Annotated in this window: 10 protein-coding genes; 6 read left to right on the top strand and 4 right to left on the bottom strand. The window is 72.0% G+C overall.

Annotated features, from left to right (window positions below; translation table 11 throughout):
* The first annotated feature begins 59 nt into the window (after positions 1-59).
* The 3 genes from MB828_RS16635 to MB828_RS16625 are packed head-to-tail and all read left to right on the top strand — an operon-like array spanning position 60 to position 3,617.
* Positions 60-1,754, top strand: coding sequence for a dipeptide ABC transporter ATP-binding protein (locus MB828_RS16635; RefSeq protein ID WP_301648953.1), 1,695 nt, complete (start codon positions 60-62; stop codon positions 1,752-1,754).
* A complete protein-coding gene (locus MB828_RS16630; protein WP_301648866.1) occupies positions 1,745-2,794 on the top strand; it encodes an LLM class flavin-dependent oxidoreductase in 1,050 nt (349 codons plus the stop codon). The genes MB828_RS16635 and MB828_RS16630 overlap by 10 nt, the downstream gene beginning before the upstream one ends.
* Entirely contained in the window at positions 2,787-3,617 is an 831-nt protein-coding gene (locus MB828_RS16625) for a sulfurtransferase (RefSeq protein WP_301648865.1), read from the top strand. Before MB828_RS16630 ends, MB828_RS16625 begins: the two co-directional genes overlap by 8 nt.
* Positions 3,618-3,642: 25 nt before the next feature.
* Here MB828_RS16625 and MB828_RS16620 read toward each other — a convergent pair whose 3' ends face one another.
* Both MB828_RS16620 and MB828_RS16615 read right to left on the bottom strand, forming a co-directional pair.
* Positions 3,643-5,268, bottom strand: coding sequence for an LLM class flavin-dependent oxidoreductase (locus MB828_RS16620; RefSeq protein WP_301648864.1), 1,626 nt, complete (start codon positions 5,266-5,268; stop codon positions 3,643-3,645).
* Positions 5,269-5,487: 219 nt separating this feature from the next.
* Positions 5,488-6,942, bottom strand: coding sequence for an MFS transporter (locus tag MB828_RS16615; protein WP_301648863.1), 1,455 nt, complete (start codon positions 6,940-6,942; stop codon positions 5,488-5,490).
* 133 nt (positions 6,943-7,075) lie between these two features.
* Here MB828_RS16615 and MB828_RS16610 point away from each other — a divergent pair, with 133 nt between their 5' ends.
* The 3 genes from MB828_RS16610 (at position 7,076) to MB828_RS16600 (ending at position 10,133) form a co-directional block, all read left to right on the top strand.
* Positions 7,076-7,567, top strand: a complete 492-nt coding sequence (locus tag MB828_RS16610; protein ID WP_301648862.1) for a MarR family winged helix-turn-helix transcriptional regulator — start codon at positions 7,076-7,078, stop codon at positions 7,565-7,567.
* A gap of 175 nt (positions 7,568-7,742) precedes the next feature.
* Complete coding sequence (locus MB828_RS16605; protein ID WP_301648861.1) at positions 7,743-8,498, top strand: response regulator transcription factor; 756 nt, start codon at positions 7,743-7,745, stop codon at positions 8,496-8,498.
* A gap of 198 nt (positions 8,499-8,696) precedes the next feature.
* Complete coding sequence (locus MB828_RS16600; RefSeq protein ID WP_301648860.1) at positions 8,697-10,133, top strand: FAD-dependent oxidoreductase; 1,437 nt, start codon at positions 8,697-8,699, stop codon at positions 10,131-10,133.
* 66 nt (positions 10,134-10,199) lie between these two features.
* On the opposite strand, the gene MB828_RS16595 is transcribed toward MB828_RS16600, so the two are convergent.
* Both MB828_RS16595 and MB828_RS16590 read right to left on the bottom strand, forming a co-directional pair.
* Positions 10,200-11,003, bottom strand: coding sequence for an SDR family NAD(P)-dependent oxidoreductase (locus MB828_RS16595; protein WP_301648859.1), 804 nt, complete (start codon positions 11,001-11,003; stop codon positions 10,200-10,202).
* Positions 11,004-11,079: 76 nt separating this feature from the next.
* Positions 11,080-12,174 carry an NAD(P)/FAD-dependent oxidoreductase gene (locus MB828_RS16590; RefSeq protein ID WP_301648858.1) on the bottom strand — a complete coding sequence of 365 codons (1,095 nt, stop codon included), beginning with the start codon at positions 12,172-12,174 and terminating at the stop codon, positions 11,080-11,082.
* Positions 12,175-12,226 lie beyond the last annotated feature (52 nt).

Here is a 12,226-nt window from a genome sequence, read left to right as displayed (position 1 = left end):
TTCGGGGACTTGCCGGGTACGAGGACAGCGGGGCCGGGAGTTCCGGTGCTCGTGCCGCGGTGGCCCCCGCGCAGTCGGCCGGGGATCCGCTGCTGGCCGTGCGAGGGCTGCGGATCGGGTACCGCACCGCGCGGGGTACGCACCTCGCGGTGGACGGGCTCGATCTGACGGCGGCGGCAGGGGAGATCACCGCTGTGGTGGGGGAGTCCGGGTCGGGGAAGAGCAGTACCGCGCATGCGCTGATCGGGTTGTTGCCGGCCGGAGGTGTGGTGCTGGGCGGTTCCGTCCGGCTCCAGGGCGAGGAGCTGACCGGCCTCGGGGAGCGGGCGTGGCGGGAGGTGCGGGGACGGCGCATCGGGCTGATCCCGCAGGACCCCGGCGTCAGCCTCGACCCGGTCAAACCGGTCGGCGCGCAGGTCTCCGAGGTGCTCCGGGTACACGGCCTGGCCACCCGCAGGGACGGCCCGGCCCGAGCCGTCGACCTCCTCGCCGAGGCCGGACTGCCCGAGCCCGCACAACGCGCCCGTCAGTACCCCCACGAACTCTCCGGTGGCATGCGCCAACGCGTGCTCATCGCCATCGCCACCGCAGCCCGCCCCCGTCTTCTCATCGCCGACGAACCCACCTCGGCCCTCGACGTCACGGTCCAGCGCCAACTCCTCGACCACCTCCAGGAAGTCGTCACCACCACCGGCACCGCCATGCTTCTGGTCACCCATGACCTCGCGGTGGTCGCCGACCGGGCGCAGCACGTGGTGGTGATGTCGCACGGGCAGGTGGTGGAGGCGGGGGCTGCCAAACGGGTTCTCGCGGACCCCCGGCACCCCTACACCCGGCAACTGCTGGCGGACGCACCGACCCTCACGGTCCGGCCCCCGCGTGGCCGTTCCGGCCCGGCGGGCGCCGCCCCGGTGACCGCGCCCGGCAGCCCGTCGGCGGATGCGGACACCCCCCTGCTGAGCGTCACCGGACTCACCCGGTCCTATCCCGTCAGGGGGCCGGTGCTGTCAAGGCGGCGTACCCGCCTCGCCGTCGACGGCGTCGGGTTCGAGTTGGGGAGGGGGGAGACCCTCGGGGTGGTGGGGGAGTCCGGATCGGGGAAGACGACGACCGCGCGGATGATTCTCGGGCTGGAGCGGATCGACAGCGGGACGGTGCTGCTGGACGGGGTCGACGTCACCACCGTGCGGGGAGCCGCGCGGCGGGCTCTCCACCGCCGCGTCCAGCTTGTCTATCAGAACCCGTATGCCTCGCTGAACCCCCGCTTCACCGTCGCGGAGCTGCTGACCGAGCCGTTGCGGAATCACGGCATCGGAGGCCGGGCGGAGTGGGCCGGGGAAGTGCGCCGGCTGCTCGACGACGTGGCGCTGCCGGCCGATGTGGAGCGGCGCAAGGCAGCCGAGCTGTCCGGCGGCCAGCGGCAACGGGTCGCCATCGCACGGGCCCTGGCGCTCGGGCCGGAAGTGCTGGTGTGCGACGAGCCGGTGTCCGCGCTCGACGTCACCGTTCAGGCCCGGATCCTGGAACTGCTCGTCGGGCTCCAGGAGCGGCGTGGGCTGAGTTATCTGTTCATCTCGCACGATCTGGCCGTCGTCGCGCAGGTCAGTGACCGGATCGCGGTCATGCGCGGCGGCCGGATCGTGGAGAGCGGGCCCACGGAGGAACTGCTGAGGGCCCCGCAACACCCCTACACCCGGGAGCTGCTGTCCGCCGTGCCGGGCCGCAGCGCGACGGAGGACATTCCATGCAGCTAGGGCTCATCACGTTCGGCAGTCTTTTGCCCGATCCGATCACCGGCAGGACCCTCACCCAGCGCCAGCGGCTGCGGGACGTGGTACGCGCGGCGGCCGAGGCGGAGGACGCCGGGTTCGTCTGGTACACCGTCGGGGAGCACCACTTCGGGGAGCGGGACGTCATCTCCTCGCCCGCACTGGTGCTGGCCGCGATCGCGGAGCACACATCGACGATCAGGCTGGCGACGGGGACCACGCTCGTCGCCAACCGCGACCCCGTACTCGTCGCAGAGGACTACGCGCTCGTCGACCTGCTGTCCGACGGCCGGCTCGAACTCATCGCCGGCGGCTCCTTCTTCCCCGAGCCGTACGCGGTGTTCGGCCAGTCCCCCGAGTCCAAGGCGGCCCGGAAACGGGAGAACACCGAGCTGCTGATCCGGTTGTGGACCGAGGAACGGGTCACCTGGCAGGGCGAGTTCAGGCCGCCACTGGCCGAGGTCACCGTGCAGCCCAGGCCGTTGCAGCCGAAGCCGCCGCTGTGGATCAGCGGCGGGGGCGGGTCGGAGTCCGTGCGGCTCGCGGTGGAGCACGGGCTGCCGCTGGTCGTGGGCACCACCGCGCGGGAACCCGACAGGTTCGTACCGGTCTTCGACGAGTACCGCACCCTGTGGCAGGGGAGCGGACGCACCGAGCCGCCCGGCAGGCTCGGCGCCGCCAGCCACGTCTTCGTCGCCGAGTCCTCCCAGCGGGCGCGCACCGTGTGGGCGTCCTACATCAACAACTACCTGACCGTGAAGAAGCCCGGTACCACGCACTTCACCGTTCCGCCGGACTTCGACGCGTACATCGGCGACAACGGGCCCGCGATCTGCGGCAGCCCCGCCGAGGTCGTCGACAAACTGGGCCGCCTGCACGAGCTGTGGGGTCACGACCTGCACCTCCTCGCCATCGACGTCGGCGGCATCCCTTACGCGGAGGTCCAGGCGGCCACCGAACTGACCGCCGCCGAGGTCCTTCCCCAGGTCACCGGTCTCGGGACCAAGGCGGTGACCGGTGCCTGAGCTGCCGCCCGTGGTCGACGCCGGGTGGGTGCGTGCCCACCGCGACACCCTCGTCCTCGCCGACGTCCGCTGGTTCCTGGACGGCCGCAGCGGCTACGACGCCTACCTCGCCGGCCACCTGCCCGGCGCGGTCTGGGTCGACGTCGACACGGTGCTGTCCGCCCCGCCCGACGAGACCGGCGGACGCCACCCCCTGCCCGAACCGCCCGCATTCGCGGAGGCGTTGGGTGCCCTCGGCATAGGGGACGGTACGACCGTGGTGGCGTACGACGCCGACGGCGGTCCGTACGCCGCCCGGCTGGTGTGGCTGCTGCGCCGCACCGGACGGCCCGCCGCCCTGCTCGACGGCGGGCTGACCGGCTGGCCCGGCGAGAGGGAGACCGGCGCCGTCGTACTCCCCGAAGCGCGGTTGACACCGGTGAAGTGGCCCCAGGAGGTGCTGCGGAGTGCCGATCAGGTCGCGGCGGACGACGCGGTCCTCCTCGACGCCCGTGCCGCCGACCGGTACTCCGGCGCGAACGTCCTGCCGACGGACGTCCGGTCCGGCCACATCCCCGGCGCCCGCAGCGCCCCGTGGAGCGCGAACCTCGCGCCGGACGGCACTTTCCTGACTGCTGATCAACTCCGGGCACATTACCGAGCACTGGGCGTCGAAGACGGCACGGACGTCGTCGTCTACTGCGGCAGCGGAGTCACCGCCTGCCACGACCTCCTCGCCCTCGAACACGCCGGCATCACCGGTGCTGCCCTCTACCCGGGCTCCTGGTCGGCCTGGTCGACGGACCTCTCCCGGCCGGTGGCGACGGGCCTGGAGCCAGGGTAGGGGCGAGCGGGCGGGGCCCCGGTGCTCACCAGCCCGTCCCGAACCTCGCCATCGGCTCGATCAACTCCCGCTCCTCGTAAGCGAGATGCGACAGGAGGGCGTCGGCGAGCAGGTCCGTCGCCGCCCTCAGCGCCTCCCGTTCCTTCGCGCCGCCCTCCTCCCGGACGAAGGCGACCAGTTCGCGGTCGATGCGCTCGATCAGCCCGTGGATGACGTGGTGTTCCTCGGTGAGCCGGTCCAGCACCTCACCGAGCCGGTGGTCGGAGCGGCGCAGGTAGGGGAAGAGGTCCTCGTCCTCCCGAGTGTGGTGCAGGGTGGTGATCCGGCAGTACGACGCGCAGTACGTGCCGAGCGCCCAGGAGTTCTGGCGCAGGCTCAGCCGCTGGATCTCCGTCCGGGCGTCCCCGGGGGCGAGGGCGTCGGCCAGCACCTCGAGCACCATCGTGCGGAGCTGGTCGAGATCGGCGCGGAGCTGGTCGTGCGCGGCGACAAGATTCCGGGCCGGCTCCTGCTCGCGACGCGGATAGCGCCGTTCCGGGTCGGCGGGCGGCCCGACAGGGCGCGTCGACTCGTCCCACAACCGCTCGGCGGACCGCCACACCTTCGGGGGCGGGGTGGGCCGTACCGTCAGCGGTTCCCCGGAGGGGGCGGCAGCCGGCGCGTCGATCACGCCGTCCTGGCCGTCGGCCGCGCCCCAGCCGTCCGTACGCCGTCCGGCGGTGCCGACCTCGCCCAGTGCCGCGCCCCAGCCGTCCGCCGAGCTCGGCGAGTTCGCCGCGCGCTTGCGTTCCGCCGCCACCAACTCCCGCGTCGCCGGGGCCACGTCCGCCGCGAACGCCTGGAGCAGGGCCGGCTGGTGAGTGGGCAGCAGGAAGGCGCTGATGCCGTGTTCCAGGGTGAGCGCGGCGAGTTGTCCCGGCCAGGCGTCAAGCGGGCCTTGCGGGAAGCCGTCCCGCCCCGGTGACAGGTTGTACAGTCGGCGGACCTCGAAGGGGTCACGGCCGGCGGCGGCCGCCGCCTCGTCGACGACTCGGTGCCCTGCGGCGAGGCGGCCCGGCGGTACGTGCGGGACGCTCGGCAGCCAGCCGTCCGCCACCGCGCCCGTCAGCTTCAGCATGCGGGGGCCGATGGCGCCGACCCAGATTCCGATGGGGTGCGCGGGCGCGGGGCCGGCCGTGGCGCCGTCGAGCCCGTAGTGCTCGCCGGGCAGGCTGACCCGGCGGCCTTCACTCCACAGCGCCCGGATGACGTCGATGGCCTCGCGGGTCGCCCGTACCGCCTCGCCGGGCCCGCGGCGCGGTCCGCCGTCGGCGGCGATGGCGTCCCAGTACGCGCCGGCCCCCAGTCCCAGCTCGACGCGGCCCCCGCTGAGCAGGTCCAGGCCGGCCGCGGTGCGGGCCAGCACGGCGGGCGGGCGCAGCGGAAGGTTCGCGACGTTCGGGAAGACCCGTACGCGGGTGGTGGACGCGGCGATCACCGCGAGCGCCATCCACGCGTCGAGCAGTTCCGGCCGGTAGGGGTGGTCCGGCACGCTCACCAGATCCAGTCCCGCCCGGTCGGCGACCCGGGCCAGCGTCACCGCGTCGCCGGCATGCCCCGCACTCGGCACCAGGACGGCACCGAAGAGAAGGTCGTGTCCGTAGTCAGGCATGTGCGCGCGAACTCCTGGTCCTCGGTGTGACGTCGAGAGAAGGGTGGTAGCGGCTGCCGGCAGGTGGGGCGGGCAGGGAGCCTGGTACATACCGGAAACGGCAAGGGGGTTGTGATCGCAAGGTGTGCGGGGTGCGTGCCGGCCCGTATGGCACCGCCGTGCCCCTTCCCCGTGGTGAAGCCACCCGTCCCGGGCTCGTTCCCCCGCGCACCCACGGCCTCAGGCCGCCGACGGCGACTGCTCCGCGCCGGGAGCCGGCGTCACCGGCGCCGGAGTCCTGCCCCAGAACCTGCCCGGCCCCGCCAGCGCGGCCAGCGTCGCGACGCCCAGGGCGATCGCCGACATGACGAACGCGGTGGTGTAGCCGGACTCGGCGGGCACCCGAGTGCCGGGGATCGTCTTGGAGGCGACGATCGACGCGGCGATCTGGGCGCCGAGGGAGCCGCCGATCGTACGCATGATCGTGTTGATGCCGGTCGCCTCGCCCGTCTGGCTGCGGTCGACCGCGCTCACGACGAGGTTCGCGAGGGCGGCGAAGGCGAAGCCGACGCCGATGCCGAGGATCCCGGAGCCGAGGTACATGGTCCACTCGGTGTCGTGCGCGCCCGCGTAGACCACGAAGCCGACGACGCCGACCAGGCAGGCCAGGACGAGCGGCAACTTCCAGCCGACGGCCGCGCCGATCCGTCCGGCGAGGGGGCTGGCGATCAGCATCGTCACGGCCATCGGCACCATGAACAGCCCGGCTTCGGTGACGGACGCGCCGAAGCCGTACCCCGCCTGGGACGGGGTCTGGGCGAGCAGCGGCACCAGCGTGAACGCGCCGTACATGCCGAACCCGATGATGAGCGCGGTGATGTGACTGGTGAGCACGGCGGGCCGGCGCAGCAGTTCCAGGTCGATGAGGGGTTCGCGGACCTTGCTCTCGGCGTATACGAACACGGAGAGCAGCACGACGGCGGCGAGGAACAGGCCAACGATCCCGCCGGACGTCCAGCCCCACGACTTGCCCTCGCTGATGGCGAGCAGCAGTGCCACGACACCCGCGCTGAGCAGCACCACACCGGCCCAGTCGATGCGTCCGGGGTTGGTGACCGACGACTCCTGGATGAACGCGGTGACGGCGGCGATGCCGAGCAGGATGACGACCAGCCCCAGCCAGAAGATCCAGTGCCAGTCGAGGGCGTCGACGATCGGGCCGGGGACGACGAGCCCGACGCCGAAGCCGATGCCGAACGTGGACGAGATGAGGCCGATCGCCACCGGCACCCGCTCGCGCGGGAACTGGTCACGCACGATCCCGAACGCCAGCGGGAAGGCGGCCGATCCGACACCCTGCACCGCGCGCGCCGCTATCAGCAGGGGCAGGGAGTCGGACAGGGCGGCGAGCAGGGTGCCCGCGGCGAAGACGGTGAGGCTGGCGATCAGCACACGGCGCTTGCCGAACATGTCGCCGACCCGCCCCAGCAGGGCCGTCGCCACGGACGCCGTGAGCAGGAAGCTGCTGAGCACCCAGGAGACGGCCGTCGTGGAGGCGTCGAACTCGCGCTGGAGGTCGGGCAGCGCGGGTACGACCATCGTCTGCATCAGGGAGAAGGACAGAACGGCCAGGAGCAGGGCGGCGAACGCGGCGGCGGTGCCGCGCCGTGCGCCGGGGGCTGGTGTGTCGGTCATGGAGCGGTCCTCCGGGGACGGGCGCCTCGGTCCGCTGTTTCGGAGCACGGATTGAGCGCCGAACTAGTGTCGTCATGGAATGATTCCACGATGTCATTATTACGTCCAGTCCGCATTCCCTTATCGTGAACGCATGAGCGAAACCCCTGAATCCGCCGCGGGCGCCACAGCCCAGGACGGCGCGTCCCGTCCGCCGAGCCTGCTGGCACTGCCGTCGTACCTGGCCGGACACGTGGCGCGGATCGGCCACGACGCGCTCGTCGAGGCGGTGGGCCGGCACGGGCTGCGGCTGCCGCACTTCGCGACCCTGACCGCGCTCTCGGATTTCGGCCCGCTGCCCCAGCACGTGCTGGCCGACCGGCTCGGATTCCAGCGCAGCCACCTGGGCGGCTACCTGGACGCGATCGAGGAGCGCGGGCTGGTCCGCCGTACCCGCGACCAGTTCGACCGCCGTCGGCAACTGGTCGAACTGACCGATCAGGGGGCACGGTTGCAGCGTCGGCTGTGGCAGGTGGCCCAGGAGTCCCAGGACTCCTTCCTCGGCTGCCTCGCCCCCGAGGAACGGGACACACTGACGAGCCTCCTTCGCAGACTGCTGGAGGCCGACGACCGGGCACGCGCCTGACAAAAGCACAACCGAATTCCGTAAAGGCGATTCCGTGCGCCAAGCGCCGGAAAGCCGTTTCATGTCGCTGCAACAGAGAATTCACAGCGGCGGGTTGGAACGTACGGCCCCGGTTCGTAGAATCGTGCGTGAGTTCTGATTCGTGCGACGAACATGACTTACCGGGGGAGAGAGTATGACTCAGACGTCAGAGTTCTTGCCAGGGTCTCTCATACCGAACCAGCGCACCGAACTCCTGCCGGGCCCGGCACCCGTCGCGGTACCCGGCACCAGAGGCTGGCGCATCCTGCTCGTCGAGGGCGACGCCTCCGCGGCCTGCGCCCTCGAGGAGGCGCTGCGCCGGCACGGCCACGAGGTGGCCGCCGTGGACCGGGGCAGCGTCGCCCTGGCCGCCCACGAGACCGTGGACCTCGTCCTGATGGAGCTCGAACTCCCGGACCTGGACGGCCTGGAGGTCTGCAAGGCCATCCGCGCCGTCAGCTGTGTCCCGCTGATCGTCGTCACCGCGCGCGGCTCGGAGCTGGACAGAGTACTCGGACTCCAGGCCGGCGCGGACGATTACCTGGTCAAGCCGTACGGCTTCCGTGAACTGATGGCCCGGATCGACGCGGTCATGAGGCGCGTGCGCGTCCAGACCAGGCAGGGCCGGGCGATCGACCACGGCCCGCTGCACATCGACGTGAACTCCCGCGAGGTCTGCATGGACGGCCACGGCGTGGACCTGACCCGCAAGGAGTTCGACCTCCTCTGCCTGCTCGCCTCGCACCCCGACACGGTCATCTCGCGCAAGCGCCTGCTCCAGCAGGTGTGGGGCGACTCCTGGTCCCGGCGGACCGTCGACACCCACGTCAGCAGCCTCCGCCGAAAGCTCGGCGACAGCGGCTGGGTCGTCACCGTACGGGGCGTCGGATTCCGACTCGGGCACGCCTGAATTCCCGCTCGGTGGCAATGAGAAGAGCTACCTGCGGCCTTTTTCTGTAACTTCTGTCGCCGCGACGGAATAGATCGAGGCGACCGCTCGAAAATCACTCACGTGGTGCCGGACGTGAAAACGGATTCCGGCACCACCGCGTTTTCCGACCCCCTGCGGGGGCGGACTCCGATTCCCACCGATGGAAGCGAGTCGCGGATGTCTCACAGGCACGAGTCCCCCGTCGTCGTCGCCGGCGCAGGCCCCACCGGGCTGCTGCTCGCCGGTGATCTCGCGGCGGCCGGCGTCGACGTCGTCGTACTGGAGAAGCGCCCCAAGGGCATCAGCAACCTGACCCGGGCCTTCGGCGTGCACGCCCGGACCCTCGAACTCCTCGACGCCCGGGGGATCGCCGACGAACTCGTCACCACCGGCCAGGTCATACGCGAGCTGCGGCTGTTCGGGGCGATCCCGTTCGACATCGGTACGCTGCCGTCCCGGTTCCCGTTCCTGCTGGTCACCCCGCAGTACGAGGTGGAGAAGCTGCTGCTGCGCCGGGCCGTGGAGAACGGCGCGGACATCCGGTACGGCACGGAGGTCGCGGGCCTGGAGCAGGACGGCGACGGCGTCACCGTGTCGGTGCGCACGGAGGCGGGCGACACGACCGTACGGACCGGGTATCTCGTCGGCGCCGACGGGGCGCGCAGCGCGGTGCGGGAGGCACTCGGGCTGCCCTTCCCCGGCAAGGTGGTGATCCGCTCGGTCGCGCTCGCCGACGTGAAGTTCACTGAGGAGCCGCCCCTCGTGGTGCGGGTGCACGGCACCGGCGGCGCGTTCGGTTTCATCGCCCCCTTCGGTGACGGCTACTGGCGGGTCGGCGGCTGGGACCGCGCGCACCGGGGCGAACCCGACGACTCCCCGGTCGAGTTCGAGGAACTGCGCGAACTCATCGAGCGGGCCTTCGGCTCCGACTTCGGGATGCACGACCCGCGCTGGCTGTCCCGCTTCCACAGCGACGAACGCCAGGTCCCGGACTACCGCGTCGGGCGCGTCCTGCTGGCCGGCGACGCCGCCCACCAGCACTCCCCGGCCGGCGGCCAGGGCATGAACACCGGCCTTCAGGACGCCGCCAACCTCGGCTGGAAGCTGGCGGCGGTCCTCCAAGGCCGGTCCGCCGACGCCCTGCTGGACACCTACCACGCCGAACGCCACCCCATCGGAAAGGCGGTCCTGCGCAGCAGCGGCCTCAACCTGCGCCTTGCCATGGCCCACAACCCGCTGGAGATCGCCCTGCGCACCGTACGCAAGCTGGTGGTCACCCATGTCCGCCCGGTGACCCGGCAGGCCGTCGGCGAGATCACCGGCATCGGCTTCTCCTACCCCGCCCCGAGAGGCGCGCACCCCCTGACCGGCAAGCGCGCCCCCGACCTGGAGCTGGACCGGGGGCGTCTGTACGAGGTGCTGCGCGAGGGACGTTTCGTGCTGGCCCTGCCGCCGGGTACGGAGGCCGGCGGGCTTGCCCGGGACGGGCTGGTCGTCGCGCACCGCACCGGCGGCGACGAGGCGCTCCTGGTCCGCCCCGACGGCTACTACGCCTGGGCGGGGGCGCCGCAGGCCCCCGCCATCGAGGCGGGCCTCGCCTCCTGGACGGGCTGAGCGGACCCGGCGGACCGTGTCGGAGCGGTCCGCCACCACCGGCCGTACGGGGACCATCCCGGGCCCTCAGCGCGGCGGCAGCGGCGAGAGGGTCGGCAGGTGCGCGAGGAAGCCGCCGTCCACGGAGAGGACCTGCCCGGTGATGAACGAGGCGGCCGGGGAGGCCAGGAACGCCACCAACTGACTCACGTCCTCGGGAGTGCCGAGGCGGGGGATCAGGTTCGCGCTCTGGAACATCTGCTGCACCGGCACCGGCATGTCCGCCTCCAGCGCCGGCGTGCGGACCAGCCCCGGTGCGACCGCGTTGCAGCGGATGCCGTCCGCACCGTACGCGGCGGCCACGAATCGGGTCAGCGCGATCAGCCCGCCCTTGGAGCTGCCGTAGGCGACCATCACCCGGTCGCCGGACAGGCCCTGGCCGCTGGTGATGTTGATGATCGACCCGCCGCCGCGCTCGATCATCACCGGAACCGTGTGCTTGCACAGCAGCATCGGACCCCGCAGGTTGACCGCGAGCACCTGGTCCCACAACTCCACCGACATCGACACGACGTCCCGGTCCTGCCGGATCGCGGACGTCAGCGCCGCGTTGTTGTCCAGGACGTCGATGCCGCCGAAGGTGTCGACGGTGAAATCCACCAGCCTCTCGACGCTCGCCTCGGAGGATATGTCGACGCCGTGCCCGACCACCGAGAGTCCCTGCGCGGCCAGTTTCTCGGCGGCCGCCTTCGCCGTGTCGTCCGCGACGTCCGCCAGGACGACGTGTGCCCCCGCGACCGCCAGCGCCTCCACCGTCGCGACGCCGATCCCTCCCGCGCCGCCGGTGACCACGGCGACCTTGCCGACCAGGGACTGCGTTCCGTTCGTCATCGGTCAACGACCTCTCGTAGCCGGGCGGATGTACGGAAAAGCGGCGCTGTACGGTCGTATCGGGTGTCCGGAGAGGTCAGCCGGAGGTGCCGAACAGCGCACCGAACCGTCCGAGCAGCAGGTCGGCGCCCTTGTAGCCGGAGGTCTCCGCCGCGCCCAGCACGACCGGACCGTCGGGGCCCGGCACCTGCGAGGCGCCGCCGGTCGAACCCAGCGGCACGAGCACCGCGTCCGGCCCCGGCCGGTAGGTCTGCTCGACCGGGCGCCCGGCGGCCAGCGCCCTGATGTTCGCCGCGACCGTGACGGCGTGTTCGGTGGCCGCCTTGGACCGCTTCGGCTCGGGTACGGCCGTGACGTCACCGATGGCGAACACGTTCGGCGTGCCGGCCACCCGCAGGTGCTCGTCGACCTCCACATGCCCGTCCGGCCGCCGGGCCGCCGCGAGTTCAGCGGCCAGCATGTCGCTGAGGGGTGTCATGCCGTAGCAGCGGAACCACAGGTCCGCTTCGATCCGGACCCCGGCCTCGGTGGTGACCGAGAACGGCTCGCGCACGCCCGCAGGCACCGGCGGCGGGGCGGACAGCGCGCTGCCCAGCTCCAGCCGCACGCCACGCTGGGCCAGTTGCTCGCGCAGCGCGCTGCGCAGCTCGGGCAGATAACGCCCGCCCAGCAGGTCCTCGGCGGGGTCGACCACGACCACCTCCGTCTGAGGCCACTGCTCGGTGATCTCCCCGGCCAGCTCAAGCCCGACCGGACCGGCCCCCAGCAGCAACACCCGCGAGGAAGCGGCGAGTTCGGCTCGCGTGTCCGCGTGCCGCAGCACGGAGTCGGCGCTGTCCTCGGTGTCCGGCTTCGCGGGGTAGGGGTACGACGAACCGGTGGCGAGGACGACGTAGTCCGCGTCGACACGCGTGCCGTCGGCCGTGGTGACACCTCCCGCGTCCACCGCCACGGCGCGGTCGCGCACATGCCGTCCCCGGGTGAACAGCCCGTCGTACCCGAAGTAGATCCGCCGGGCCCACTCCTCGTCGACCAGCCCGCGCAGGGCCGCCACCGCGTGGACGAAGGCGTCCTTGGGATCGATCAGGACGACGTCGAAGTCCGGGTCCAGTTCACGGGCCAGCGCAGCCCCTCCGTACCCGCCGCCGACGATCGCGACCGTGCTGCCCATACGTTGCGCTCCTTGTGATCACCGCGTCGGTACCACCGGCGGAAGACAGGGC

It is taken from the genome of Streptomyces arenae (assembly GCF_022343545.1).
In the GTDB taxonomy this organism is placed as follows: Bacteria; Actinomycetota; Actinomycetes; order Streptomycetales; family Streptomycetaceae; genus Streptomyces; species Streptomyces humi.
This window is presented reverse-complemented; position numbering and strand designations above follow the sequence as displayed.

Excerpts from the sequence above, each read along its gene's own strand:
- MB828_RS16590 (WP_301648858.1), bottom strand. The coding sequence starts at position 12,174 with ATGGGCAGCACGGTCGCGATCGTCGGCGGCGGGTACGGAGGGGCTGCG.
- MB828_RS16615 (WP_301648863.1), bottom strand. The coding sequence starts at position 6,942 with ATGACCGACACACCAGCCCCCGGCGCACGGCGCGGCACCGCCGCCGCG.
- MB828_RS16630 (WP_301648866.1), top strand. The coding sequence starts at position 1,745 with ATGCAGCTAGGGCTCATCACGTTCGGCAGTCTTTTGCCCGATCCGATC.
- MB828_RS16620 (WP_301648864.1), bottom strand. The coding sequence starts at position 5,268 with ATGCCTGACTACGGACACGACCTTCTCTTCGGTGCCGTCCTGGTGCCG.
- MB828_RS16605 (WP_301648861.1), top strand. The coding sequence starts at position 7,743 with ATGACTCAGACGTCAGAGTTCTTGCCAGGGTCTCTCATACCGAACCAG.
- MB828_RS16600 (WP_301648860.1), top strand. The coding sequence starts at position 8,697 with ATGTCTCACAGGCACGAGTCCCCCGTCGTCGTCGCCGGCGCAGGCCCC.
- MB828_RS16595 (WP_301648859.1), bottom strand. The coding sequence starts at position 11,003 with ATGACGAACGGAACGCAGTCCCTGGTCGGCAAGGTCGCCGTGGTCACC.
- MB828_RS16610 (WP_301648862.1), top strand. The coding sequence starts at position 7,076 with ATGAGCGAAACCCCTGAATCCGCCGCGGGCGCCACAGCCCAGGACGGC.